The 25,648-nt window shown below is 68.2% G+C and carries 26 protein-coding genes; 17 read left to right on the forward strand and 9 right to left on the reverse strand.

The features are described 5' to 3' along the window. The first annotated feature begins 2 nt into the window (after nt 1-2). Complete coding sequence (locus ACFXIV_RS39355; RefSeq protein WP_379401356.1) at nt 3-1,013, forward strand: Gfo/Idh/MocA family oxidoreductase; 1,011 nt, start codon at nt 3-5, stop codon at nt 1,011-1,013. A gap of 88 nt (nt 1,014-1,101) precedes the next feature. Continuing rightward, the gene (locus tag ACFXIV_RS39360; protein ID WP_379401355.1) at nt 1,102-1,911 is read left to right on the forward strand and encodes a hypothetical protein; all 810 of its coding nucleotides are present in this window, start codon (nt 1,102-1,104) and stop codon (nt 1,909-1,911) included. Between the two features lie 10 nt (nt 1,912-1,921). On the opposite strand, the gene ACFXIV_RS39365 is transcribed toward ACFXIV_RS39360, so the two are convergent. Then, a complete protein-coding gene (locus tag ACFXIV_RS39365) occupies nt 1,922-2,347 on the reverse strand; it encodes an ester cyclase (RefSeq protein WP_379401354.1) in 426 nt (141 codons plus the stop codon). A 73-nt stretch (nt 2,348-2,420) separates the two neighbouring features. Continuing rightward, complete coding sequence (locus tag ACFXIV_RS39370) at nt 2,421-3,038, reverse strand: LysE/ArgO family amino acid transporter (RefSeq protein WP_364616841.1); 618 nt, start codon at nt 3,036-3,038, stop codon at nt 2,421-2,423. Between the two features lie 73 nt (nt 3,039-3,111). On the opposite strand from ACFXIV_RS39370, the gene ACFXIV_RS39375 reads away from it, so the two are divergent. The 4 genes from ACFXIV_RS39375 to ACFXIV_RS39390 all read left to right on the forward strand — a co-directional run bounded on the left by ACFXIV_RS39375 (nt 3,112) and on the right by ACFXIV_RS39390 (nt 6,532). Further along, on the forward strand, nt 3,112-3,990 hold the full coding sequence (locus ACFXIV_RS39375; RefSeq protein ID WP_379401353.1) for a LysR family transcriptional regulator ArgP: 879 nt from the start codon (nt 3,112-3,114) through the stop codon (nt 3,988-3,990). A 122-nt stretch (nt 3,991-4,112) separates the two neighbouring features. Continuing rightward, entirely contained in the window at nt 4,113-5,198 is a 1,086-nt protein-coding gene (locus ACFXIV_RS39380) for an S-(hydroxymethyl)mycothiol dehydrogenase (RefSeq protein ID WP_379401352.1), read from the forward strand. Next, nucleotides 5,198-5,824, forward strand: coding sequence for an MBL fold metallo-hydrolase (locus ACFXIV_RS39385; RefSeq protein WP_379401351.1), 627 nt, complete (start codon nt 5,198-5,200; stop codon nt 5,822-5,824). The genes ACFXIV_RS39380 and ACFXIV_RS39385 overlap by 1 nt, the downstream gene beginning before the upstream one ends. Before the next feature lie 168 nt (nt 5,825-5,992). Then, a complete protein-coding gene (locus ACFXIV_RS39390) occupies nt 5,993-6,532 on the forward strand; it encodes a DUF4333 domain-containing protein (protein WP_379401350.1) in 540 nt (179 codons plus the stop codon). Nucleotides 6,533-6,541: 9 nt separating this feature from the next. Here ACFXIV_RS39390 and ACFXIV_RS39395 read toward each other — a convergent pair whose 3' ends face one another. Then, nucleotides 6,542-7,237 (reverse strand): glutamate-cysteine ligase family protein, encoded by a 696-nt coding sequence (locus ACFXIV_RS39395; RefSeq protein WP_379401349.1) that lies wholly within the window; start codon nt 7,235-7,237, stop codon nt 6,542-6,544. A 126-nt stretch (nt 7,238-7,363) separates the two neighbouring features. Between ACFXIV_RS39395 and ACFXIV_RS39400 the strand changes: the two genes are divergently transcribed. The 6 genes from ACFXIV_RS39400 to ACFXIV_RS39425 all read left to right on the forward strand — a co-directional run bounded on the left by ACFXIV_RS39400 (nt 7,364) and on the right by ACFXIV_RS39425 (nt 16,121). Then, nucleotides 7,364-7,699 carry a TfoX/Sxy family protein gene (locus tag ACFXIV_RS39400; protein ID WP_379401348.1) on the forward strand — a complete coding sequence of 112 codons (336 nt, stop codon included), beginning with the start codon at nt 7,364-7,366 and terminating at the stop codon, nt 7,697-7,699. Between the two features lie 153 nt (nt 7,700-7,852). Next, nucleotides 7,853-8,656: an amino acid-binding protein gene (locus ACFXIV_RS39405; RefSeq protein ID WP_379401347.1), complete on the forward strand. Its 804-nt coding sequence runs from the start codon at nt 7,853-7,855 to the stop codon at nt 8,654-8,656. Between the two features lie 146 nt (nt 8,657-8,802). Continuing rightward, on the forward strand, nt 8,803-10,254 hold the full coding sequence (locus tag ACFXIV_RS39410; RefSeq protein ID WP_379401346.1) for an ABC1 kinase family protein: 1,452 nt from the start codon (nt 8,803-8,805) through the stop codon (nt 10,252-10,254). A 123-nt stretch (nt 10,255-10,377) separates the two neighbouring features. Further along, a complete protein-coding gene (locus tag ACFXIV_RS39415) occupies nt 10,378-11,934 on the forward strand; it encodes a flavin-containing monooxygenase (RefSeq protein WP_379401345.1) in 1,557 nt (518 codons plus the stop codon). A gap of 28 nt (nt 11,935-11,962) precedes the next feature. Then, complete coding sequence (locus ACFXIV_RS39420; protein ID WP_379401344.1) at nt 11,963-14,560, forward strand: SDR family NAD(P)-dependent oxidoreductase; 2,598 nt, start codon at nt 11,963-11,965, stop codon at nt 14,558-14,560. A gap of 10 nt (nt 14,561-14,570) precedes the next feature. Continuing rightward, a complete protein-coding gene (locus ACFXIV_RS39425) occupies nt 14,571-16,121 on the forward strand; it encodes a flavin-containing monooxygenase (RefSeq protein WP_379401343.1) in 1,551 nt (516 codons plus the stop codon). A gap of 25 nt (nt 16,122-16,146) precedes the next feature. Here ACFXIV_RS39425 and ACFXIV_RS39430 read toward each other — a convergent pair whose 3' ends face one another. Further along, nucleotides 16,147-16,605, reverse strand: a complete 459-nt coding sequence (locus ACFXIV_RS39430; RefSeq protein WP_379401342.1) for an SRPBCC family protein — start codon at nt 16,603-16,605, stop codon at nt 16,147-16,149. A 54-nt stretch (nt 16,606-16,659) separates the two neighbouring features. Beyond that, nucleotides 16,660-17,682, reverse strand: a complete 1,023-nt coding sequence (locus ACFXIV_RS39435; RefSeq protein WP_379401341.1) for an MFS transporter — start codon at nt 17,680-17,682, stop codon at nt 16,660-16,662. An 18-nt stretch (nt 17,683-17,700) separates the two neighbouring features. On the opposite strand from ACFXIV_RS39435, the gene ACFXIV_RS39440 reads away from it, so the two are divergent. Then, nucleotides 17,701-18,315, forward strand: coding sequence for an aminotransferase class I/II-fold pyridoxal phosphate-dependent enzyme (locus tag ACFXIV_RS39440; protein ID WP_379401340.1), 615 nt, complete (start codon nt 17,701-17,703; stop codon nt 18,313-18,315). A gap of 86 nt (nt 18,316-18,401) precedes the next feature. Continuing rightward, nucleotides 18,402-18,791: a RidA family protein gene (locus tag ACFXIV_RS39445; protein WP_379385181.1), complete on the forward strand. Its 390-nt coding sequence runs from the start codon at nt 18,402-18,404 to the stop codon at nt 18,789-18,791. Nucleotides 18,792-18,820: 29 nt separating this feature from the next. Here the strand turns inward: ACFXIV_RS39445 and ACFXIV_RS39450 are convergent, their stop codons facing one another. Together ACFXIV_RS39450 and ACFXIV_RS39455 are read right to left on the reverse strand one after the other, a co-directional pair. Beyond that, entirely contained in the window at nt 18,821-19,477 is a 657-nt protein-coding gene (locus ACFXIV_RS39450) for a hypothetical protein (protein ID WP_379401339.1), read from the reverse strand. 19 nt (nt 19,478-19,496) lie between these two features. Continuing rightward, a complete protein-coding gene (locus tag ACFXIV_RS39455; protein ID WP_379401338.1) occupies nt 19,497-20,159 on the reverse strand; it encodes a lysophospholipid acyltransferase family protein in 663 nt (220 codons plus the stop codon). Nucleotides 20,160-20,185: 26 nt separating this feature from the next. Here ACFXIV_RS39455 and ACFXIV_RS39460 point away from each other — a divergent pair, with 26 nt between their 5' ends. Together ACFXIV_RS39460 and ACFXIV_RS39465 are read left to right on the forward strand one after the other, a co-directional pair. Continuing rightward, entirely contained in the window at nt 20,186-20,629 is a 444-nt protein-coding gene (locus ACFXIV_RS39460) for a hypothetical protein (protein WP_379401337.1), read from the forward strand. A gap of 236 nt (nt 20,630-20,865) precedes the next feature. After that, nucleotides 20,866-22,590 carry an amidohydrolase family protein gene (locus tag ACFXIV_RS39465; RefSeq protein WP_379401474.1) on the forward strand — a complete coding sequence of 575 codons (1,725 nt, stop codon included), beginning with the start codon at nt 20,866-20,868 and terminating at the stop codon, nt 22,588-22,590. Between the two features lie 15 nt (nt 22,591-22,605). Here the strand turns inward: ACFXIV_RS39465 and ACFXIV_RS39470 are convergent, their stop codons facing one another. Then, complete coding sequence (locus ACFXIV_RS39470) at nt 22,606-23,634, reverse strand: AraC family transcriptional regulator (RefSeq protein ID WP_379401336.1); 1,029 nt, start codon at nt 23,632-23,634, stop codon at nt 22,606-22,608. A gap of 438 nt (nt 23,635-24,072) precedes the next feature. Here ACFXIV_RS39470 and ACFXIV_RS39475 point away from each other — a divergent pair, with 438 nt between their 5' ends. Further along, complete coding sequence (locus ACFXIV_RS39475; protein WP_379401335.1) at nt 24,073-24,888, forward strand: SDR family oxidoreductase; 816 nt, start codon at nt 24,073-24,075, stop codon at nt 24,886-24,888. A gap of 430 nt (nt 24,889-25,318) precedes the next feature. On the opposite strand, the gene ACFXIV_RS39480 is transcribed toward ACFXIV_RS39475, so the two are convergent. Continuing rightward, nucleotides 25,319-25,648: HNH endonuclease signature motif containing protein (locus ACFXIV_RS39480; protein ID WP_379401334.1), on the reverse strand; the 330-nt coding region annotated here is incomplete at its 5' end.

Raw genomic sequence — 25,648 nt, forward strand, 5'->3', positions numbered from 1 at the left:
CCATGTCCCCGATCACAGTGGGCCTCGCCGGCACCGGCCGCATCGGCACCTCCCACGCCGAAACCCTCAGGGCCCTACCGGGTGTGGGCGCGGTCGTCGTCACCGACACCGATGCCGAACGCGCCCGCGCCACCGCCGGCAAGCTCGAGGTGGAGTACGCGCCCGATATCGAGGCGCTCTTCGCCGCCGGTATCGACGGCCTGGTCATCACCACCGCCACCGATTCCCATCCGGCCCTCATCACCGCTGCCGTCGACCGCGGCATCCCGGTCTTCTGCGAAAAGCCCATCGCCGCCGACATTCTGGGCACGCTGCAGGTGGTCGAACGTGTGGAGCGCTCGACCGTCCCGGTCCAGATCGGCTTCCAGCGCCGCTTCGACGCCGGGTACCGGGCCGCGCGCGCCGCCGTCGCCGCCGGGGACCTGGGCTGGATCCACACCCTGCGCGCCACCACCCTCGACCCCGCGCCACCGCCCGCCGAGTACATTCCGCGCTCGGGCGGCCTGTTCCGCGATTGCGGCGTCCACGATTTCGACATCATCCGCTGGGTCAGCGGCCGCGAGGTAGTGGAGGTCTACGCCACCGGATCCAATCGCGGGGACCGGTTCTTCGCCGACGCGGGCGATGTCGACACCGCCGCGGTGGTGCTGCGCCTCGACGACGGCTCGCTGGCCAATGTCGCGCTCAGCCGCTACAACGGCGCCGGCTACGACGTGCGGCTGGAAGTGCTGGGCTCCAAGGGCAATGCCATCGTCGGGCTCGACGAGCGGGCCCCGTTGCACTCGGTCGAACCCGGCCAGTCACCCTCGGGCCTGCCCGCCTATCCGGGCTTCATGGACCGCTTCCACGGCGCCTACACCGAGGAGCTGGCCACCTTCCTAGGGGTGATCACCGGCCGCCTGACCAATCCGTGCCCGCCCGCCGACGCCCTGGAGGCCTTCTACATCGCCGAGGCCTGCGAGCTGTCCCGGCATCAGCGCAAGCCGGTGCGGCTGGCCGACATCCGCCGCTGAAACTTCGGCTACCGCAGCGCGGCCTCCCCGTTTACCCTTCGGTGTGCCCGGTGATCACAGCGGGACCACCGAGACGAGAGCTATTGGAATGAGCGGCAATTCGATACCACCGGGCTATCATCCGCAGGACGAGCTGTGGACGCAGGACACCGTCGTGTTCGACGCGGTGCGCGACGACCACGACGGACGGCAGGCCGGGCCCGGAGGCGGTCGGCCGCGGAATTCGCAGGCCAGCCGGTACGTGATCATCGGTCTCACGGCCACGATCGTCGTGGCGTTGCTGGCCATCGGCGGTCTGCTCCTCTCCGGCCACGGCAGCTGGGACGCGGCCCCGAACGCCACGAAGGGCCCCGCGCCGACGCGAATCGTGCTCACGACCACCACCTCCGCGTCACCCACCACGACCGCGCAGGCGGCCGAGGTGACCACGGCGCCCGACACGGCCACTGCCACGACGACCACCGCAACCACCACCACGACCGCCACGACGACCAGCGCGGCGGCGGTCAGCGGGACCTGCACCCAGGCCGGCCAGACCGCTGTCGCCGGCGACGGCTCGGTCCTGACCTGCAACGCGGCCGGAGACGGCACGCTCCGCTGGCTGTCGGTCAGCACGCCCTCGCTCGGATTCCCGTGCAACGCGACCGAGGCCGGGACCTTCGGCTACGCCCCGAACGGCACCCAGCTGCTGTGCTCCCGCCGCGCGGGATCGACCACGCCGACCTATGTGTGGGACAGCCCGGGCCCCGTGACCAGCGGAACGCACGAGCCCGGAACGATCTGCAATCTCAAGAAGGACGTGGTGGCCAAGTCCTCCAGCGGCCGGGCGGTCACCTGCCTGCCCACCAACGGAAACAACAACGGCAACTACGTCGGCGCGTGGAAACCCGTGTCCTGAGACCGATTTCCTACAGGGTGACGACACCCAGCTGGATCAGCTGGGTGAGGGTGTCGGCCACGCCCCACACCTCGGCGATCCGGCCGTCGGTGAAACGCATGATGAAGATCTCGTTGTACCGCACGGCTTTCCCGGTCGCCGGGCGGCCCAGGAACGCGCCGTCGTTGGTGCCGGTGACGACGGTCCGGCCGACCACCTTGTCGCCCTCGGCGATCATGTCCACGACGTCCAGCTTGATGTCGGGATAGCCGGTCACGAAGGCGCGCATGATCTGCTCGAGCCCCGCCGCGCCCGGATGGTCCACCGGGAACGGAACATTGAGAACGGCGTCCGGCTGGGTGATCTCGTGGATGGTCTTCGAGATCAGTTCGGTGTCACCGGTACCCACCACGTCGTGCAGGAGTTTGAAGGTCGCCTTGTTCTGTTCTTGCTGCATGCCCCATGAGACACCGGCGGGCACTGGCCCGTGACAGGTCCTACTGTGACCGCCGTCACTGTCGCCCAGGGGGTCAGCTCACCAGCAAACCGACAGCGAGACCCGTCATGACGAGGGCGATCACCGAATCCAGCACCCGCCACGCGCGCGGCTTCGCGAAGACCGGGGCCAGCAGCCGTGCGCCGAAACCGAGCGAGACGAACCAGATCAGACTGCCCGCAATGGCTCCCGCGGTAAGAAACCAGCGATCTGGGGTGGCATAGGTATTGGCGAAGGATCCCAGCAGCACGACCGTGTCCAGATAGGCGTGCGGGTTGAGCCAGGTGACAGCCAGGCAGGTGGCCACGGCCGCGCCCAGCGCGATGGGCGCGCCGCCGCCCGCGGACAGGGCCGAGGCGGAGAACGCGCGCTTGGCGGCGAGGGCGGCGTAGCCGAGCAGGAAGGCCGCCCCCGCGTACCTGGCAATGGTCATGATCATCGGGGCCGAGTTCACGATCGCCCCGAAGCCTGCGACACCCAGGGTCATGAGGATCACGTCGGAGCCGATGCACACCGCGACCACCGGCAGGACATGCTCGCGCCGGATCCCCTGACGCAGCACGAAGGCGTTCTGCGCGCCGATCGCCACGATGAGCGACAGGCCGAATCCGAGTCCCGAGATGGCCGCCAGGGCCGCCGATGATGCGTTCACACGCTCGAAAGTAGGGCAGGCGTCCAGCACCAGGCCAGCTAAAGATTCTGAGGTGCCATTACGATTTCTTACTATGGATCTGCAGCTCGACCAACTGCGCGCGCTCGACGCCGTCATCAGTGAGGGCACCTTCGACGCCGCCGCCCGCAGGCTCAGCGTGACACCGTCGGCAATCAGCCAGCGCATCAAGGCGCTGGAGGACGCCGCGGGCCGCATCCTGGTGCAGCGCACCAAACCGGTGCAGCCCACCGAATCCGGGCTGACGGTGCTGCGGCTGGCCCGCCAGATCCAGCTGCTGACCGGCGATACCGCGCGCGAACTCGGCGACGTGCACCAGCCCGGCGCCGCCCGGGTGGTCATTCCCATTGCCGTCAATGCCGATTCGCTGCAGACCTGGGTCATTCCGGCGCTCGGCCGCGCCGCCGCCGGGGTGTCGTTCGACATCCATCGCGAGGACGAGGAACACACCACCCGCCTGCTGCGCGACGGCACCGTCATGGCGGCCATCACCTCCACCGCTGCGCCGGTGCAGGGCTGCACGGTGCGGCGGCTGGGGGCCATGCGCTATCGGCCGATGGCACAGCCCGCCTTCGCCCGCACCTGGTTTCCCGACGGCGCGAATGCGAAATCGTTCGCACACGCTCCCGTGGTGCTGTTCGACCGCAAGGACGATCTGCAGTTCCGGCTCACGCGCCATTACACCCGCAAGCCCGTGGATCCGCCCCGGCATTACATCCCGTCCTCGGCCGGATTCAATGACGCGGTATGCGCAGGTATGGGCTGGGGGATGATCCCCGACCTCATGATCCGCCCCGAGGACGAGCTGATTCCGCTGGATGAGAAGGTATTCGTAGATGTCCCGCTCCACTGGCAGCAATGGCGGCTCGATTCCCCGGCACTGACCCTCGTGGCCGCTACGATCGCCGAAGCCGCCGCGGAATCCCTGTTGTGAAAGGCCACAGGTTGCGATCGGCCACAAGGAGATTCGTTTTCCGTCACCCGGGGTAATAGATGACGTGGGCGGGGTCGGATGCGATAGTCGAAGGCATTGCGGTTAGCCAGGAAGGAATTTCGTTGTCCCAAACTGTGCGCGGCGTCATTGCACGCTCGAAGAACACCCCGGTGGAAGTCACCGACATCGTCATCCCGGACCCGGGTCCGGGTGAGGCGGTGGTGCGGGTGCAGGCCTGCGGGGTGTGCCACACCGACCTGCACTACCGCGAGGGCGGCATCAACGACGAATTCCCGTTCCTGCTCGGGCACGAGGCCGCCGGCATCGTGGAATCGGTGGGCGAGGGCGTCACCGATGTGCAGCCCGGGGATTTCGTCATCCTGAACTGGCGGGCGGTGTGTGGTTCGTGTCGCGCCTGCCGCAAGGGCAAGCCCTGGTACTGCTTCTCGACCTTCAACGCCTCCCAGCCCATGACACTCACCGACGGGACCCCGCTCACCCCCGCGCTGGGCATCGGCGCCTTCGCGGAGAAGACCCTGGTCCACGCCGGGCAGTGCACCAAGGTCGACCCGAGCGTGTCCCCCGCCGCGGTCGGGCTGCTGGGCTGCGGTGTCATGGCCGGGCTGGGCGCGGCCATCAATACCGGCGGGGTCGGCCGCGGTGACTCGGTCGCGGTCATCGGCTGCGGCGGGGTCGGCAACGCGGCCATCGCGGGCGCGAAGCTGGCGGGCGCGACCACCGTGATCGCGGTCGACATCGACGAGCGGAAGCTGGAGTGGGCCACCGGATTCGGGGCCACCCACACCGTCAATGCCGCCAAAGAGGATGCGGTGGAACGGGTTCAGGAACTCACCGATGGCTTCGGCGCGGACGTGGTGATCGATGCGGTGGGCCGCCCGGAAACCTGGAAGCAGGCGTTCTACGCACGCGATCTGGCGGGCACCGTGGTGCTGGTGGGCGTGCCGACACCGGAGATGACCCTCGAGATGCCGCTCATCGACTTCTTCTCCCGCGGTGGATCGTTGAAGTCCTCGTGGTACGGCGACTGCCTGCCCTCACGCGACTTCCCCTACCTCGTCGAACTCTACAAACAGGGCCGCCTGGACCTGGATGCCTTTGTGACGGAGACTATTTCACTGACCGATATCGAAGCCGCCTTCACCAAGATGCATCACGGCGACGTACTGCGCTCGGTGGTGGTGCTCTGATGGCGCACATCGACCACGCCGTCACCATCGGCACCTTCAGCCTCGACAACGAGACCTTCGACGTCGACAACAATGTCTGGGTGGTGGGCGACGACCTGGAGTGCGTCGTCATCGACGCGCCCCACAATGTCGAGGCGATCCTGGATGTCATCGGCACCCGCAAGGTCAAGGCCATCCTGGTCACCCACGCGCACGACGACCACATTCGCGTCGCGCCCGAATTGTCCAGGGCCACGGGCGCTCCCGTGCTCATGCATCCCGACGACCTGGTGCTGTGGCAGCACACGCATCCGGAGACCAGCCCCGACGGCGAGCTGTCCGACGAGCAGGTGATCCAGGTCGGCGGGACCGAACTGCACGTGCTGCACACCCCCGGGCACGCCCCGGGCGCGGTCTGCTTCCACTCCCCCGACCTGGGCGTGGTGTTCACCGGCGACACCCTGTTCCACGGCGGGCCGGGGGCGACCGGGCGGTCCTACTCGGACTTCGGCACCATCGTCGAGTCGATCGCCGACCGCCTGCTCACCCTGCCGCCGGAGACCCTGGTGCACACCGGGCACGGCGAATCCACCACCATCGGCGCGGAATCCCCACAGCTCGAGGAGTGGCGCGCCCGCGTGAACTGACCCATCGCCGCAGCAGGACCGGTCCAGCGCAGGTCGCCGGACCGGTCCTCTGTCAAGTTCCCTAATCCGCCCCGCACTGCGGCGCGCCAGCCCCGGACACGCCGGATTCGCCGGTTTCGCAAGCTCATTTTCAAGATTTTCCCGGTAAACCCGCGCCTAAAGTTGTCCATGAGAAAACTGACAGCCGCTCTGGCCTTGACGTTCGTGCCGCTTCTCGCCGTGGGGTGCTCGTCATCGGGTGCGGACTCGGTGAGCAACAGTGACGTGCGGACGAAGGTCACCAGCTTCTACAAGGACAAGTCGCACGAGGACGCGAAAACCGTGACCTGCGACGGCAATCTGCCCGCCAAGGTGGACGCCACCCAAACCTGCACCGCCACCTCCGCCGACGGGCAGACCTGGGCGATCAATGCGAAGGTCACCAAGGTGGACGGCAAGGACGTCTACTACGACCTGACCCTGACCGACGCCTTCGTGGCGCCGGATGACGTGGCTTCCAGTGTCTCGAACTTCTATCAGTCGAAGGTGGGCGCCGCCCCGCAGTCCTCCACCTGCAACGGCCTGCTGCGCGGCGCCACCGGCTCGACCATCCGATGCGTCGTGACCGAATCCGACGGCACCCGCTGGGGCGTCACCGCCAAGACCACGAACGTGGAGGGCTCGAAGGTCAACTACGACATGATCGTCGACGACCAGCCGATGCCCTGACATCGGGGATTATCGGCACGTGTAGAGCGTGGCCTCGGCCAGTTCACCCACCACGTCCGAGAGCCGGCCGCGGGTTCGGAAGGCATTGAGCTGACGCCGCGCCCCGTTGCCGCGCGCCAGCAGCGCGGCCACGGTGTCGGTGACGAAGGCGAGGTCGTCCAGCTGGTCCAGGGCCGGCCGGATGCGGTCGATGAGCCGGGTCAGCAGGTCCTCCACCGGGACCGTGCGCCCGTCGAGCGGATCGATGGCGGTCCCGTCGATGCCCTCGTGCGCCGCCTTCCAATATGCCGCGCGCAGTGTGTCTTCCGCGACGACGGGCACGGAATCGGTTGCGCGGGCGGTCATTGCGCAGGCGCGCACCAGGCTGGCCAGCAGCGCCGACTCCTCCACGGTGGCGGGCACATCGCTGACCCGCACCTCCACCGTCGGAAAGGTGCTGGAGGGCCGCACATCCCAGTAGACCATCTTGCGATCCAGGATGACCCCCAGCGACAGCATGGACTCCACGGCCCCCTCGAACTCGGCGACCGAGCCGAAGTGCGGCGGCCGCCCGGCGCTGGGCCAGCGCCGCCACAGGATGTGGCGCCAGCTGTGGTAGCCGGTTTCGGCGCCGCGATAGATCGCCGAGTTGGCGGTCAGCGCCAGCAGTCGCGGATCCACGAGGAGGAACTCCTCTTCGACACCCACTGTCGGCGGGGCTTCCACCAATCAGGTGTACCTCGCCGGGGACGTGCCGACACCTGCCGGAATGGTCTCTCCGGTCCGCGGCCGGCCGGGCCCCGAGCGCGCCGCGGCCCAGAACTGTCGGTCGGGTGGGTCACAATGCCGGGTATGGCATACGACGAGGAGCTGGCCGACCGGATTCGGGACGCGCTCGGGCCCGAACTGGTCAATGTGGTCGAGAAGAAGATGTTCGGCGGCCTGGCGTTTCTGGTGGGCGGCAATATGGCCGTCGCGGCCAGCGGCAAGGGCGGGCTGATGGTGCGCACCGATCCGGACACCTCCGCGGCGCTGCTGCGGGCGGGGTCGGTCGAGCCGATGGAGATGGGCGGGAAGAAGATGCACGGATGGCTGCGCGTCACCACCGCGACCGTCGCCGACGACGATGTGCTCGACGAGTGGGTGCGGCGCGGGGTCGATTTCGCCAAGTCGCTACCGCCCAAATAGGGGGCAATCGATGTGTGCCGGGGCACAGCTCCGGCGCGACTGTGTCCCGCTTCACCGAATGACCAATTGCCGCAAGAGGTTTGCCGGGTTCCGTCACCCCTTCTTTACACCGCACCACAGTCGGGGAAACCTGCGTCCAGCACTGTGGTGAACATGAGGCAAACCGAGATTCATACGCTGGCCTGCGAAGTCTGCGGTCGTCTGCCCCATCCGAAACGAACCCGCATGGCGCTGGCCAAACTCGCCGCGGTCTTCCCGGTCGAGCTCGCCCTGCACGCCCTGGTCGTCCACCTCGAACTGCCCTATCTGGCAACGGTTTCCGTGCTCGCCGTCGCCGCCACCATCCTCGTCATCTGGGTGGTCGAACCCGGCGCCATGCGCTATCTCGGCCGCTGGCTGCACGCCCCGGAACTGCGCCACCGCCGCCGCCTCGACAGCGCCGAGCGGCTCTGGCGCATCCGGGTGCACCTGGACAACGAGCCCGGGCGGCTGGAACTGCTGGCCAAGCAGCTCGCCGACCGGCGGGCCAACATCCTGGCCGTGCACGTGCATCACCTGGAGAACGGCGTGCTCGACGAGCTGGTGGTCTCCACACCGGCCGAGATCGGCCCGCAGCGGCTGACCCAGGCCATCGCCCGCGCGGGCGGGGTCGCCGCCGGCATCTGGCCCGCGTCGGCGCTCACCCTGGTCGACGGCCAGACGCGCGCACTGGGACTGGCCGCGCGGGTGGCCGCCGACCCCGCGGAACTGCCGCTGGTGATCGCCGAACTGCTGGGCGCGCAATACGTTCCGGATCCGGACCCGGGCCGCGTGCCCGGCAGTACCCTGCTCGAGATCGGCCCGCACGACGATCTCGCGGCCATGACCTTCCTGCGTACCGGGGAGCCGTTCACGCCCGCCGAGGTCGCCCGCGCACACCGGCTCACCGATCTGGCCCTGGTCACCGCCCGGCCCTGACCCGTCACCAGCGGATTCCCTTCGCGCATCCCACCATTCAGGACGCGGTTCCGGGGCGTACAGATTTTCGTACCGCATAGTTTCACTTCGTGGCAGACTCCCTGATGCGCATTCGATCGAAACGCGCGCTAGGGGTTGGTTGATCGATGAGTTTGCGGCGAAGCGGTGCGCGACGGGGGGATGCGGACATCGGCGGGAATCCGCCTGCCCGCACAGTGATTCGCACCGCGAAACTGGCCGCGGTGCCGCTGGCCTACGCCGGGCGGCAGGCGGCCGGGGCCGGTAAGCGGGCACTGGGCCGGCCGGCGGGTGAGATCGATCGGGAGATCCAGCTGCGCACCGCCGAGCACATGGCCGAGGTGCTGGGCGAATTGAAGGGCTGTGCCGCCAAACTGGGCCAGGTCCTGGGCATCTACGAGCTGGCCCTGCCGCCGGAGCTGGCCGAGCCCTATCGGATCGCGCTGGCCCGGCTGCAGGACGCCGCGCCGCCCATGCTGCCGCGCACCGTGCACACGGTGCTGGCGGCGTCCTTCGGCCCGGATTGGCGGGACAACTTCCGGGAATTCGACGATCGCCGGGCCGCCTCGGCCACCATCGGCCAGGTGCATCGCGCGATCTGGCACGACGGCCGGGCGGTGGCGGTCAAGGTCATGTACCCCGGCGCCCGCGCGGCGGTGGACAGCGATCTGCAGCGGCTGCGCGGATTGGCCTGGCTGACACCGGTTTTCGCGCCGCACGCCGACGGACGCGCGGTGGTGGACGAGTTGGCCGAATGCCTGCGCATGGAACTGGATTTCGCGGCCGAGGCACAGAGCCAGCGCCGCTTCGCGGAAGCCTACGCCGGGGACCCGGATTTCCGGGTGCCGCAGGTGGTGGCGCAGCGCGGCGATGTGATCGTCAGCGAGTGGCTGGACGGAATTCCGCTGTCCCGCTTGATCACCACGGGCACGCAGGCCGAGCGCGACCGGGTGGGCATGCTGGCGGTCCGGTTCTTCTGGTCGTCGGCGCCGCGCTCGGGGCTGCTCTACGGCGATCCGCATCCGGGCAATTTCCGGGTGCTGCCCGACGGTCGCCTGGGCGTGGTGGATTTCGGGGCCTGCCCGGCGTGGCCGCCGGCCCAGTTCCCGGCGCTGGTGCACGACCTGGCCGACGCGCTCATCAATGGCGGGCCGGCCGAGCTGGACCTGGCCACGCGCAGCCACGGGTTCACCGACGAGCAGCGCGGTCTGGACAGCGCGGGACTGGCCGAGAAGCTGCTGCCGTTCACCGAACTGCTGCGGCACGAGACGTCCCGGGTCGATACCGAGTGGCTGCGCGGCCGCACCCGCGACGCCATGAGCCCCAGGCTGGACAATGTATACCGCCAGCTCGGGATACCCGCGTATCTGATGCCGTTCCAGCGCGGGCTGGTCACCCTGCTGGGGCTGGTCGCGCAGCTCGGGACGACCGGGCCGATGCGCGCCGAGATCCTGCGCTGGTCACCGGAATTGAGCGCGGTCATGGACCGGCATCGGGCGCGCGGCGGGCAGCCGGCCGACATCGAGGCCGTGCGGCTGCGCCGGGCGGGCGCGGCGGCAACCGGGTTCGCGGCGGGCTGAGCGGCACCGGACCGGCTTGCGGGCTCACCGTCACCCACAAGGTCTTGATCACTGTCCCAGACAGAACTACCCTGGGGTGACAGGCGCAGCGTAGCGCCGGAGTCTGTCCGGAAGGTCCCCGTCGTGACCACTGCATCCAAAGACATCCGCCCTCCTGAGCTTTCGGCTCCGGACCACGAGGTCGCCGTCATCGGCGCGGGGCCCGGCGGCATTGCCGCGGGGGTCAAGCTGAAGCGGGCCGGGGTGCGCGACTTCGTCCTGCTGGAACGGGCCGACGAGGTCGGCGGTAGCTGGCACGAAAACCGTTACCCGGGGCTGGAAGTCGATATCCCGTCCCTGGCATACCAGTACTCTTTCGCGCGAAACCCCAACTGGAGCAGGCTGTTCGCCTCCGGCGCGGAGGTGAAGCGGTATCACATGGCGGTGGCTCGGCGGTTCGGGCTGTATCCGCACATCCGGTTCGGGACCACCGTGGTCAGCGAGGAGTGGGACGAGGACCGGCACCGCTGGACGCTGCACCTCGACAATGGCGAGGTGACGACCGCACGGTTCGTCATCAGCGCGGTCGGCGCGTTCATCAGTCCGAAGACCGATCCCGGAATTCCCGGATTGACGCTGTACCAGGGCACGATTCAGCGCCCCTCGGACTGGGACGACGACTACGACCTCACCGGCAAGCGGGTCGCGATCATCGGCACCGGCGCGAGCTCGGTGCAGATCACGCCGTCGATCGCGGACGCGGTGGGCAGCCTCGCCGTCTTCCAGCGCACGCCGGTGTGGTGCCTGCCCAAACCCAATCCGCGGATTCCGCGCGCGGTGCAGCTTGCCCTGCAGGTCCCCGGGCTGCAGGCGACGCTGCACGGCGCGGTGCTGGTGGTGGTCGACGCCGCCCTGCGCGGTATGTCGAACGCACCGCTGGCGGTGGTGCGGCCGACCATGCGGGCCTTCGACGCGACCGCCATTCGCGGCTATCGCGGTCTGCTGCGACTCCTGGTGCGCGATCCCGGGATTCGGGCGGGCCTCACTCCGGACTACGGGCCGATCGCCAAGCGGCCGACCTTGAACACGGGGTATCTGCTGGCGTTCAACCGGGAGAATGTCGACCTGGTGACCACGCCCATCGAACGATTCACCGCGCACGGCATCCGCACCACCGACGGCGTCGAGCACGAATTCGACATGATCGTGCTGGCCACCGGCTATCACGTGTTCTCCGACCCGGAGACCTACACGCCCGGGATGGTGGTCGGCCGCGACGGGGTCGATCTCGGAAAGTATTTCACCGAGCAGGGATTGCAGGCCTACGAGAGCGTCTCGCTGCCCGCACTGCCCAATCGGTGGACGCTGGTCGGCCCATATTCGTGGACCGGCAGCGGCTGGCACGCCTTCGTGGAGATGACCGCCGACCATGCGGTGCGCGCCATTTCGGAGGCGCGGCGACGCGGGGCGACGTTCGTGGCCATCCGCCAGGACGTGCACGACGCCTATCACCGCCGCATCTACCGGCAGGGCGCGGCCATGCGCTACTACCTGGCCGAATTGAATGCGCACGTGCCCACCTACTACCGCAATTCGCAGGGCGACAGCACCTATATCCGGCCCACCGGATTCTTCTCGGCGCAGCGGGCGCATCGTCACTTCCCGTTCGCCGACTACGAATTCGAGCGGCTGCCCGCCTGACCCCGCCGTTCGACAAGGAAGTCGAGCCATGATGGAACTGCCGAAATCGGTCCGGATCGCACTGGGCGCGGCCGGATACGGCATCAGCGACCGCCGCCTGGCACCGGCCGTGACAGGCCGGGTGATCCTGGTGACGGGTGCGTCCTCGGGCGTCGGACGGGCCACCGCGCGCCGCCTGGCCGCCAATGGCGCGACCGTGCTCGCGGTCGCCCGCCGCGAGTCCCTGCTGGCGGAATTACGTTCGGAGACCGCGGAATTCCCGGGAACCGTCCACCCCTACCCGGCGGACCTCTCCGATACCGAGGCCTGCGCGGCACTCATCACGCGCGTGCTGGCCGAGCACGGGCACGTGGATGTCTTCGTCAACAATGCCGGTCGATCGATCCGCCGCTGGCTGTCGGATTCGCTGGACCGCTGGGACAATTTCGACGACACCGCGCGTATCAACTTCCTCGGCCCCATGCGCCTGGTGCTGAGCCTGCTGCCGTCCATGCGGGCGCGCCGGCAGGGGCACATCGTCAATATCAGTACGGCCGGTGTGCACGGCCCGGGTGTCGGCTGGACGGCCTATATCGCCTCCAAGTCCGCGTTCAATTCCTGGATGCGCGGCGCCGCACCGGAATTGCGGGCGGACGGCATCGACGTCACGACTGTTCACCTGCAGCTGGTGCGCTCGGACATGCTGGGTCCGTACCGGATCTATCGCTACACCCCGAGCATGTCGACCGAGGAGGCGGCGAGCATGGTGTGCCGGGCGATCGTGGACCGTCCGCTGGCGATCCGGCCGTGGTGGGAGCGGGCGAGCGCGCCCCTGTCCTATGCACTGGACAATTCCCGGGCGGCGCAACGACTGCTGACCACATACGCGAAGGCCGGGAACTGGAACAATCGGCCGGTCGACTGGGCCGGGCCGATCGGGCGGGTCGAGCGGGCCGCCAATCTGCTCGACGACGCGGTGACGGTGGCCGGGCGGATGCCGGCCAGCGGCGCGCTGAACCTGGTGCCGCCCACCCGGATTCCCCAGCTGGCCCGGGCATTACGCGGTGGGATCGGACTGGCCACGGCGCTGTCGGTGTGCGCCGCACGGTTCCCGGATCGGCCCGCCATGATCGACGACGACGGCCCGATCACCGCGGCCGAGCTGGATCGGCAGGTGCAGCGGCTGGCGGCGGCGCTGCGGGCGCGCTGGGATTTGCGGCGCGGGCAGCGGGTGGGGGTGCTGTGCCGCAATCACCGGGGATTCGTGATCGCGGCCTATGCGGCGGCGCGGCTCTCGGCGGATCTGGTGCCGTTGAACTACGGCTTCGCCGGGCCGCAGATCGGTGAGGTGCTCGACCGCGAACGCGTGGAATTGCTGCTGTACGACGGCGAATTCCATACCGCGATCGACAAATCCGGCTATCGGGGTCGGCGGGTGGTGGTGCGAGGCGCCGCGGACGGCTTGCCGACCGTCGCGGACCTGGTCGCCGCGGGTGGGCCGCCGGTGCGTGAACCCGCGGGCGGAGGCTCGATCATTCTGCTCACCGGCGGCACCACCGGAGTACCCAAGGGCGCGCCCCGCACACTCGGCGCGCGGTCCGTGCTGGCCGGGCTGAGCCCGCGCATGGTGCTCGCGCTCGGCGACCTGGCCCGGATCGAAACGATTCCGCGGCTCGGACGGCCCATGGTGATCGCCCCGCCGCTGCATCACACCTACGGGTTCCTGGCGCTCGCCGCGGCGTTCCTGCTCGGGTCGACCGCCATCGTGCACGACCGGTTCGACGCCGAAACCGTGCTCACCGATATCGAGCGGCACGGTGTGCAGATCGCCTGCCTGGTGCCGACCATGATCAAGCGGATCATGGATCTTCCGGCGGCGGACCGCCGCGGCCATCACCTCGAGAGCCTGCGGATGGTGGTGTGCGGCGCCGCTCCCCTGCCGGCCTGGCTGGCCACCGCCTTCATGGACGAGTTCGGCGAGGTGCTGTTCAACGCGTACGCCTCCACCGAGACCGGCGCGGGGACCTTCGCCACGCCCGCGGATCTGCGGGCCGCGCCCGGGACCGTGGGCCGGCCGCTGACCGGGATCGTGGACATCCGCATCGTCGACGGCGACGGCCGCGAGGTGCCCGCCGGTGTCACCGGCCGCATCGTCAACAAGAACCCGAGCGTGTTCGCCGGCTACAGCGACGGCCGGGCCAAGACGATGGTCGGACAGCACATGGACTCCGGTGATCTCGGGCATGTCGATGCCGAGGGCAGGCTGTTCGTGGACGGCCGCTCCGACGACATGATCGTCTCCGGCGGCGAGAACGTCTTCCCGCAGGAGGTCGAGGAGGCACTGCTGGCGCATCCGGCGGTGGCCGACGCCGGAGCCGTCGGGGTGCCCGACGACGATTTCGGGCAGCGGCTGGCGGCGGCCGTGGTGCTCCGGGCCGGGGCGCGGGCCGGGGCACGCACCCTGCAACGGCACATCAAGGCCACGCTGGCCGGCTACAAGGTGCCGCGCGACATCGTGTTCGTGCCCGAACTGCCGCGCACGACCGCGGGCAAGCTACGGCGGCAACAGCTTCCGGAGGTCATCGCGCGGGCGCGCGCGGCGGCCGAGTCCGGCGTCGCTCTCGAATCCGATCCATCCAGGACGTGAGGTCTCAGTCATGAGCGCTACCAATGGTTCCCAGCCCAGGCCCACCCATGAGGTCGTGATCGTCGGCGCGGGCCTGGGCGGGATCGGCGCGGGTGTCGCACTGCGCCGCATCGGAGTCGAGAACTTCGTCCTGGTCGACAAGTGGCCGAAGGTCGGCGGCACCTGGCTGGCCAATACCTATCCCGGTGTGGCCGTGGATATTCCGTCGCCGGTGTACAACTTCTCGTTTCAGCCGCGGTCGCACTGGTCGCGATTCTTCGCGCCCGGCGCAGAATTGCAGCGATACGCGGAGGAGGTCGTCGATCGGCAGGGGCTGCGCGGCAAGCTGCGGCTCGGATCGGGCGTCGTGCTCGGGGTTTTCGACGAGGAGCAGGATCTGTGGCGGATCGCCCTCGAGGACGGCACGGAGATCACATCACGCTATGTGATCGGCGCGGTCGGCGGGCTGGAGCAGCCGCACAATCCGGATATTCCGGGGATCGGCGACTACACCGGCAAGATCATGCACAGTTCCCGGTGGGATCACGACTACGACTACCGGGGTAAGCGGGTGGCGGTGATCGGCACCGGAGCCACGGCGCTGCAGGTGATTCCCGAACTGGCCAAGGAGGTCGCGCAGCTGACCGTGTATCAGCGGCGGGCCATCTGGATCGGGCCCAAGGTCGACTTCCCCATGGGGCCGGTCGCGAACGCGGTGCTGAATTTCGCGCCGCTACAGCGGACGGTGCGCTTTCTCGGCAATGTGGGCGTGAACGCGGGGCTGGGGGCAGGGCTGGCCATCGCCAACTATCCGCGGCTGACCTCGATGGGTATGACGGCGGCCGAAACCGCCATGAAGGCCTTTCTTTTCAGTCAGGTGCGCGATCCCGAGCTGCGCCGCAAGCTGACGCCGGACTACCGGTTCGGGTGCAAGCGGCCGTCGATCTCGAACTCGTATTTCAAGACGTTCACCCTCCCGCATGTCGATCTGGTCACCGAGGCCATCGAGCATTTCACGCCGACCGGCGTCGTCAGCGCCGACGGGCGGGAGCGGGAATTCGATATGGTGCTGTGTGCCACCGGATTCAAGGTGATGGAGAAGGGGTACACGCCGCCCTATCCGATCTACGGTCGCCACGGGCTCGAACTGGGCGAGTTCTGGGACGAGCACCGCTTCCAGGCCTATCAGGGGGTGTCGGTGCCCAGGTTCCCCAATGCCTTCCTGATCGTCGGGCCCTACGCCTACGCGCCCGGTTCGTATATTCCGCTGATCGAATCGACCTCGGCGCATGCGGCCCGGGTCATCGGGGAGGCTCGCCGGCGCGGCGCGACCCGGGTGGAGGTGCGGCAGCAACCGCACGACGAGTACTTCGCGCGGATGGACAGGCGGGCCAAGCGGACCCACCTGTTCACCCAGGGCTGTATCACCTCGAACACCTACTACATCAACTACCAGGGCGACGGCGCGGCCTTCCGGCCCTCGACCCAGTTGGAAATGTATTGGGAGAACCGGCATTTCCCGCTCGACGACTACCGCTACAGCACCGCCGCGGTGCGCGAGCCCCAGGAAGCGGTCTCCTGAGAGCCCCGGGCGCCCGGCCGGCCGATCACTCCACTTCGGCCAGCGCCGCCAGCCGATCCACCGATCCCCGCAGCATCTCCGAGGTGGTGGCGCGCGCCCGGGCCAGGCGCCTCTCATCCGACAGATCGGTCCAGTCGAAGGTGTGTTTCACGCGGGTCCGGTTGTCGCCCAACGGCTCCAGCTCCCACCGCCACAGGTGCCCGATCGGCTGCACCCCGGCTTCCGAAGGCATCCAGGCGATTCGGCGCGCCTCCTCGAATTCGACGATCAGGTTCTCCCGGACCGCTCCGTGGGTGAGCGTCATCTCGAACACGTCACCGACCGACCGCACCCGGTGCCCGGGCTCAGCGTGTGCGAGGTTGTCGTTCGCATCCCAGCGGGGCTGCTGCGCCGGATCGGCGATCAATTCGAATATCCACGCGGCCCCCGCGGCTACCTCACGCTCTGCGGACACAACTCGCCTGGCTTCTCCACCGTCGCTCATACCCCGATCGAACCACCCCTCGGGCCGTGCACCGCGATCGGGGAGCCGGACCGGCTAGGCGGTGGCGAGCCGGGGAGTCCGGGCCCGGCCGCCGAGGATCAGCAGGGCGACCAGGATCGAACCGCCGCCGAGCCAGAGGACGCTGAGCGGGCCCGCGTGGTCGACCGCGATGCCGCCGGCCAGCGCGCCCAGGGCGATCGAGAAATTGAAGGTCGAGACGAACAGGGACGACGCCGCTTCGGTGGTGTCCGGGGCGGCCCGCAGGATGCGGGTCTGGAAGGTGACGGGGACGGCGCCGTAGCCGAGGCCCCAGAGCATCAGGATCGCCCCGGCGGCAATGACATTCGTGTCGAAGAGCGCGAGCCCGGCCATGGCCGCGACCAGCAGCACCCCGATGCCGAGGGTGGTGCGCCGCAGGCTCTTCGCAACCAGGGCGCCCGCGAGGAAGTTGCCGCAGATGCCGGCGATGCCGAACACCAGCAGCAGCACCCCGGTCGCGCGATCGTCGACGCCGTGCTCGTGCAGGATCGGGCGCACGAAGGTGTAGGCCAGGAAGTGGCCGGTGATCACCAGGAAGGTCAGGATCAGCGCGAGGCGCAGGGCCGCATTGGCTTTGAACACGGCCGGCAGGTCCCGCAGGTGGACCGACTGCTCGGCCGGCAGGCTCGGCATCAGGAAGACCATGCACACCACCGAGGTCAGGCCGAGCACCCCGACCGCGGCGAAGGCGGTGCGCCAGCCGCTCAGGTCGCCGAGGAACGTGCCGGTGGGAACGCCCAGCACCGAGGCGGTTTCGACACCGCCGAAGATGACCGCGGTGGCGCGGGCGACCTGATGCTCGGGCACCAGCCGCAGCGCGATGCCGCCCGCGATGGACCAGAAGCCACCAACAGCGATGCCGACCAGGAATCGGGCGATGAGCACGACCGCGAAACCCGTTGCGAGACTGGAGGCCAGGTTCGCCGCGCCCATCAGGCCGATGAGGGCCGCCAGCACGATGCGGCGGTCGACGTGCCCGGTGAGCACGGTGATGATCGGCGCGGACCACACCTGTACCCCACGGGCGGCCCGCTGCATCCGGAACGCCGGGCGGCCGTGCTGGATTGGATACGCGCGTCCGGTGCGGTGCTGCTGGAGGACGACTACGACGGCGAGTTCCGTTACGACCGGCAGCCGGTCGGCGCGCTGCAGGGCCTGGACCCCGATCGGATCGTCTACCTGGGTTCGGTCAGCAAGAGCCTGTCCCCCGCGCTGCGGCTGGGCTGGATGGTTCTTCCCGACGCACTGGTCGACGATGTCCTGTCCGCCAAGGGAAGTCGTGAAATGTGGGCCAGTGTGATCACCCAGCTGACCTTCGCCGATTTCCTCTCCTCCGGCGCATACGACCGCCACCTCCGCCGCACCCGCGCCACCTATCGCCGCCCGCGCGATCTCCTGGTTCGCACCCTGGCCCAGCGGGCCCCGCAGATCCGGGTCAGCGGCATCGCCGCCGGACTGCACGCGGTCCTCGAATTGCCGGACGGCACAGAGGATTCCACCCTGCATGCCGCCTGCCGCCGCGGTCTGGCCCTCGACGGCCTGCGCCGCTACCGTCACCCCGCCGCCCGCATGCCACACCGCGACGGTCTGGTCATCGGCTACGGCACCCCCTCCGACCACGGTTTCGGCCCCGCACTCGAAGCCCTGTGCCAGGCCCTGCCCGACCGATGACGCACCACCTCCGCCACGGCGTCGGGCCGTAGCGCGGAGGTAGCGCCGGTCTGCTGAACACTCCCGGCAGTGTGCAGAATAGGACGATGACCGTTCGACAGCTTGTTTCCTCAGGTGCCCAATGGGAGCCGATCGTCGGCTATTCGCGCGCGGTCCGCGTCGGCCAATGGATCGCGGTGGCCGGCACCACCGCCGCCACCCCCGACGGCCCGCCCGTAGGCGGCGACGATATCGCCGAACAAACCCGCGAGGCTCTCCGCCGAATTGCGGCCGCGCTCACCGAAGTCGGCGCCTCCCTCGAAAACGTCATCCGCACCCGAATCTATGTCACCGACATCTCCCGCTGGGAAGAGGTGGGCAAGGCCCACGGCGAAGTCTTCGCGCACATCCGCCCCGCCGCCACCATGCTCCAAATCTCCCAACTGATCGACCCGGAACTCCTGGTCGAAATAGAAGCCGACGCGATACTCCCGTAGCCGCGTTCTTCCTGCACGCGTCGGAAATCTCAGTCGGCCCTTGGAGTTCGGCTCCAGGGGCTGCCCGGTGCCGTACGAGTGGAGTGGGAGCCCGGCTCCAGATTCAGGACATCCATGAGAGACGGGTCCTCGTCGATCGCGTGGTAGAGGTGCCCGATGGGGCCGTCGACGGTTGCGGCTGTGATCCCGGTCAGGTGCCAGAGGTTGTCCGCGGCGCCATTGGTGACCGAAACGATGGGCTCCCGCTTTTCGAAGACCTCGGTGGATTCGATGCACTGCGTCCCGAGGAGCCAGTGACGCATCCACCAGGCCCTGGGGTCCCGGTCCATGACATTGTCGACCACCCACCAGACGAAGGGGAGGTCGCTGTGGGCACGGGCCTGATCGGCGGTCAGGTCGGGGCCGCCCTCGGCAACATTCTCGAACGGGTCGTCGACCAGGGCGAAGGCATGCGTGTTCTCGTGCACGAACACCACCGCATGAAAGGTCCCGCCGCCAGGATTCCCCGCCCCGATTCCGACGGTGAACCGAGCGGCGTGCGGGTCGGCTCCAACCGTCCAGCCGAACGCGTAGGACGCGAGTTCGCCTCGGGGACCGATGAATTCACCGAACGCCCGGCGATCCATCCCGGTCGCCCCGGGTGTCGGTGCTTCGAGCAGTCGGCCTGGGATTACTTGCGTATTCACGCAGCGACCCTAGCCGGAGTCAAGGGGTTTGGAGAGATTCGATTTGGTGGCGGAGGTGGTCCAGGAGTTTTTCGGGACTGTCGAAGTCGGCGGGGTCGATGGGCGTGCCGAAGTGGATGGTCACCGGGTGGCGGCGGTTGAACGGGCGCGCGGGGGTGGCGGCGCGGCGGATGGGGAGGACATTGTCGGTGCCGGTGGTGGCAACCGGGATGATGGGGACGCCGGTTGTCAAGGCCAGATTGGCTACGCCGGGTTTGTAGGGTTCGTGGTCGCCGGGCGGGACCAGGCGGCCTTCCGGGTAGATGATGAGCACACCGCCGTGGTGGAGAATTTGCTCTGCTTGGGCCATGGCATCGCGTCCGGAGTCGGAATCGCGGCGAATGACGGGAATCTGGCCCAGCCGGCGGACAAGCCAGCCGATAACCGGCCAGGACCACAGTTCGGCCATGGCAATGGCGATGGCGCGGCGGCGGAGCGCTCCCCAGAGGAAAACCGCGTCGAGCATCGAGATGTGGTTGCTCGCGATGATGACCGGGCCGGTTTTCGGAATCCGGTCGCGGCCGATCACGGTGACGTGGACGAAGTTCGACCACGCCAGCGTGCGGAGAACGCGTCGGACCAGGTGCGTTGTCAGCCAGGCTCGTTTGCCCAGCCCTTTGGGGCGTCGTGCATCGGTGTTCATCGCTCTCCCACATGGATAGTCCGGCAATGGTTTTCATACTCGCCGGACGACGGGGTACGCGCCACCGCAGAACTACTCAGGGGCCGAACGGAAACCGTGAAATAGCAGATTGCTATGGCGATTTTTCGGGCGTAGCCTGGAGATTGCTGTACTCACAGCAGAATCGCAACAGAATTCAGCAAGGGGCGAGTGCTGCCATGACTGGAAACTGGTGGCGTCACACCGTTTTGTCCCAATTGTCCCGATCGCCGGGGAATGCCGCGGTGCTCTTCCTCGTCGTCGAAGACGGTACCAAGGTCATCACCTTCCCGAGACTCAACTGGGGATTCGTGGCGGTCGCGTCCGCCGCGGTGCTCGTATTCGCTATCGCAGTCCTGCTGCTGGTGAATTCCGCGCACTTCGAGGAACCACAGGCACCAGCACCGGCACCACCCGCATCATGCGAACCGTTCTGCCCCACGCCTAACTGAGCAATGCTCGCCGATCGGCAAGATGAGGATGAAAACCATTCCGCCGGAATCCGATTCGACCTCCGGCGTGGCGTCATGGAGTGCCGCGGCCTGGACTGGACAGTCCCAGGCTGTGGCCCGGTATCGCGTGGGCCGCAACGATAATTTTCCGCCGCAATGAACCGTGACCAACCGCACATTTCGGTTATAGCCTGTAAAAAACCCTCAACGGCGAGCTGAGGAACAGGGTGATGGCGATGGCTCGGTGCGACTTGGTGATACGTGGTGGCACGGTGTTCGACGGCACCGGGAAGCCGGCGGTCCGCGCGGATGTCGGGGTGACCGACGGCAAGGTCAGGGTCATCGGCGGCGAGATTCCGGACGGGGAGCGCACGGTCGACGCCGCCGGCAGATGGGTGATGCCCGGCATGCTCGATGTGCACACCCACTACGACGCCGAGGTGCTCGGGAATCCCGGATTGGGGGAATCGGTCCGGCACGGGGTCACCTCGGTCGTGCTCGGAAACTGCTCGCTGTCCACCGTGTATTCGGAGGCCGAGGACTGCGCCGACCTGTTCGCGCGCGTCGAGGCGCTGCCGTGGGACGCGGTGCATTCGGCCGTCAAGGAGCACAAGGACTGGGACAGCCCGCACTCCTATGCGAAAGCCATCGCCGACCGCCCGCTCGGCGCGAATGTCGCTGCGTTCCTGGGACATTCGGATATGCGCGTCACGGTGATGGGCCTGGCCCGCGCGGTGGATGCCGCGGCACGGCCGACGGAGGCCGAGCTGACCCGCATGTGCGCCATGCTCGACGACGCCCTCGACGCCGGATTCCTGGGGTTGTCCACGATTCGCAGCTCGTTCTCCAAGCTGGAGGGCGTCCGATTCCCCACCCGGCAGCTGCCGTCCACGTATGCCACCTGGCGGGAGTACCACGCCCTCAATGCGATCCTGCGCCGCCGCGGCCGCGTGCATCAGAGCACGCCCAACCTCACCGCCCGCGCCGAGATCGCCCGCTACTTCGCCGAGAGCGCGGGCCGTTTCCGCAAGCCGCTCAAGACCACCCTCATCGCCGGCATGGACGTCAAGGCCGACCGTACCGTCGCCCGTGCCGCCACCACCGCGGCCTGGATCGTGAATACCGTTGGCGGAGCACGCTTCCGGTGGCAGCACCTGCCGGTCCCGTTCGAGGTGTATGCCGACGGCGTGGATCTGGTGGTGTTCGAGGAGTTCGGTTCCGGGGTCGCCGCGCTCAATGTCCGCGATGTCATGAAGCGCGGCGAACTGCTGGCAGACGAATCCTATCGCCGCGATTTCCGCAAGGACCTGGCCAAGAAGTACGGCCCGCGCGTGTGGAACCGCGACCTGTACGACGCGGTGATCGTGTCCTGCCCCGAGCCCGAGGTCGTCGGCAAGTCCTTCGGCGCGGTAGCGGACGAACGCGGCATCCACCCCGCCGACGCCCTGCTGGATCTGGCGGTCACGCACGGCCCGAAGCTGCGGTGGCGCACCGTCATCGCCAATGACCGCGAGGAGGTCCTGGACCGGCTGCAGCGCTCGCCCATGATGCAGGTGGGTTTCGCCGATTCCGGTGCGCACCTGCGCAATATGGCCTTCTACAACTTCGGGCTGCGTCTGCTCGAACGCGCGCACCAGCGCGGATTCCTGCCGCTCGAGACCGCGATCCACCGGGTCACGGGCGAGTTGGCGGACTGGTACGGCCTGGACGCCGGTCACCTGAGAGTCGGCGCCCGCGCCGATATCGCCGTCATCGACCCAGCCGGTTTCGACGGCTCCAGCAGCGCCTACGCCGAGGCGCCGTTCCCCGGCGTCGCGGGCCTGCAGCGCATGGTCAACCGCAATGACCGTGCGGTGGCCGCCACCGTGGTCGGCGGCCACCTGGTCTACGAGTACGGCGAGTTCGCGCCCGGCTTCGGCACCACGCTGCATGCGGGCACCTTCCTGACCGCGCAGCACTGACACCGAGCGCCGCGGCTACACCAGCTCGGGCATCCTCCCGCGCGCGCGATACTCCTGGGGTGGACAACCCTGCCATCGCCGGAAGGCCCGGATGAAGGAGGCGGCCTCGGCGTAGCCCAGCCGCCCCGCCACCTGCTCGGTGGTCATATCGGTCCGGTCGAGCAGTTCCTCCGACAGCGCCTGCCGCACCTCGTCGAGCAGTGTGCGGAAGGAGGTGCCCTCCTCGTGGAGCCGCCGCGACAGCGTGCGTGCACTGACATACATCTCGGCCGCCACCGCCGACTGATCCGGAAGCACCCCCGGATTGCGGATCAGCAGATCCCGCACCGCGCCCGCGACGCCGGTACGAGCGTGGCGGCGGGCCAGCAGGTCCCGGCACATCTGTTCACACCGACTGCGCGCCCACTCGTTGGCCTGCGGCAGCGCCACATCCAGGTGGGCGGCGTCGAACGCGAGCTCGGTGCCGGCCGCGCCGAAGTCCGGCTCCACCCCGAAGACCGACCGATATCGCGCGGTATCGGCGGGCGCATCGTGCCGGAAACTCAAGCGCCGCACCGGAACTCCCACCGAGAACAATTCCCGGGCGATCACCTGAACACCGGTCATGACCCGCTCGCCCAGAAAGGGGCGGACATCCTCGGGAAACTCCCAATCATCGAACCGCAGCCGCCCTTCGCCGTCCGCCTCCTCGAAGCTCAACCGCCCGAAGGCGAAGGCCGGCTCCACGCAGTGCAGGGCAACCTGCACGGCGTCCCGCAGCGTGCGGCTGGCCAGCAGCGCCAGCCCCCACGGTCCATGCAGCGAGACGCGATAGCGGAGCCCTGCCTCCACGCCCAGCCCCGATTCGTCCCCGAATCGGGCGAGCAGATTGCGCACCACCGTAAGTTCCTGCCGCGCAGACAGTTCCGCGTATCGATCGATCACCGCCTCGGGCGGCACTCCCGTGCCGGCCAGGCACTCCCCCACCGGCATCCCCCGTTCCTCCGCGAGCCGCGCCACGATGTGCACGCCGGAGGTGTTCCTGACTAGATCCCAGTCGAACATGTACGCGTCGTCCTCTTCGACTACTCCCGACCAAATGTCTGTTCCCCATCGGGTTGGCGAAACATATCAACGAGAGACCGTCCGGTGTGGCGCAACCGACAGATTCGAATGCGACACATGATGCGTTTCGGTCGACACGCGATTCGTCACGTAACAGCCGGTGCCCCCGTGCGATTCACCCACATCCGGTCCGGACGACGACCAGCAATCGAGGCCTGCCCACCATGAGCTTCACCGCCATCCTGCTAATTCCCGCGCTGGCGGCACCCGCCTTCGGCATCGGCATTTGGCTCGGCATCCGGTCGGTTACCAGCGAGTCGGCTGCGGAACGCCGCCAGGCCCACTGCACCGAGGTCCTGCGTTCTTGGCCCGACATCCAGACGCAACACCGACCCACCACCTGGCCGGAGTCCCGCCGAGCCCGATAACGTCTGCCGCATGAGCAGCAACACGACCCGTACCGTGGTGGTCACCGGCGCGTCCTCCGGCATCGGCAAGGCCACCGCCGCTGCCTTCGCGGCCCGCGGCCACAAGGTGATCGGCACCAGCCGCAACCCCGACTCCATCGCCGCCGCCGACCGCGTGGCCGGAGTCGAATACCGCGCACTGGACATCACCGACCTCGCCGCGATCGACCGCTTCACCACCGAACTCGGCGCGATCGACATACTGATCAACAACGCCGGAGAGAGCCAGGCCGGACCGCTCGCCGAACTGCCCCGGGAAGCGATCGAAAGGCTGTTCCAGCTCAACGTGTTCGGTGCGGTATCGCTGACACAGGCGGTGCTGCCCGGGATGCGCGAGCGAGGCTACGGGCGGGTTGTCATGGTCGGTTCCATGCTGGGCAGCTTCTCCATGCCTTACCGCTCCTCGTACGTTGCGACAAAGGCGGCACTGCGCGGATTCGCGACCGCCGCCCGTTTCGAAGAGTCGCCGTACGGAGTCTGGATCACTACCGTGGAACCCGGCCAGATCGACACCGGCCTGAGCGAGCGACGGATGAAGTACATCGCTGAAGGCTCTCCGCACGCCGCAGAATTCACCAAGTTCATGGCCAAGCTCGACAGCCAGATGAGCAAGGGTATCCCACCCGAGAAGGTCGCGGAAACCATTGTGGCAGCGGCCGACTCGGACCGGCCCAACCCGCTGTATGCGGTAGGAAGCAATGCCCCGCTGATGTTCGCGATTCGCCGCATCCTGCCCCGCACTGCGATGGAGCGGCTGATCGCTACCGCCCAAGGGCTCAAACGATAAGAACCAAAAGCCGAAGAAGCCAAGAACCAAAGAGAGAAAAGATCAAAGGACGAAAGATGCCTGGAGGAGAGAGGGGGCCGAGCTTGCGAGGCCGAACTCCCGTTCCAGCCCCCACCATTTTGAAGCTTTACGTCGGTGTGTCTCTAGAAGGTGATCCGTACCCGGGCCGGGATCGGCGGCTAGCGGCTCCCAACTTGGCGTGAGCCCCAGTCCGGTAGACATCCCAGGTCCGTAGGTTGTCAAGCGGCGGTGGTGTTTTCGAGGTGGTGTGACAGGCGGCTGTCTCGTCGTATGACTGCGGGTCTTGAGGCAGCCGTGCAGTATGCCGACGAGCCGGTTGGCCAGTTGACGTAGTGCGGCGTGGTGGCCGAGGCCGCGGGCGGTGCAGGCAGCCCGAAGGGCCCCACCTTAGGTGAGGCTCGATCGGGGGTTAGGGACGTGACCACCATCGCACCGGTGGGCGGGTGCGGTCGCGGATCTGGGCGAGTTTGGCGGCCATCAACTCCCCGGCGTGGTGGCGGTCGTTGACCTGCGGGGTCCGCGTCGGGTCGATGTGTGCTGGCGCGATCCACCCGGTGCGCCCGGCGTGTTCGGAATCCGGGGGCATGACAACGGTTTTCCAGCCGCCAGGCCCGTCGTGGATCATCGCGTGACAGGCATCGCAAGCCAATGTCAGGTTCTCGATGTCGGTGGCGCCGCCGTGGGCCCATTCGGTGATGTGGTGCACGGCGCTCATGGTGGCCGGAGCATTACAGCCGGG

Source organism: Nocardia sp. NPDC059236, from assembly GCF_042754085.1.
GTDB lineage: Bacteria > Actinomycetota > Actinomycetes > Mycobacteriales > Mycobacteriaceae > Nocardia.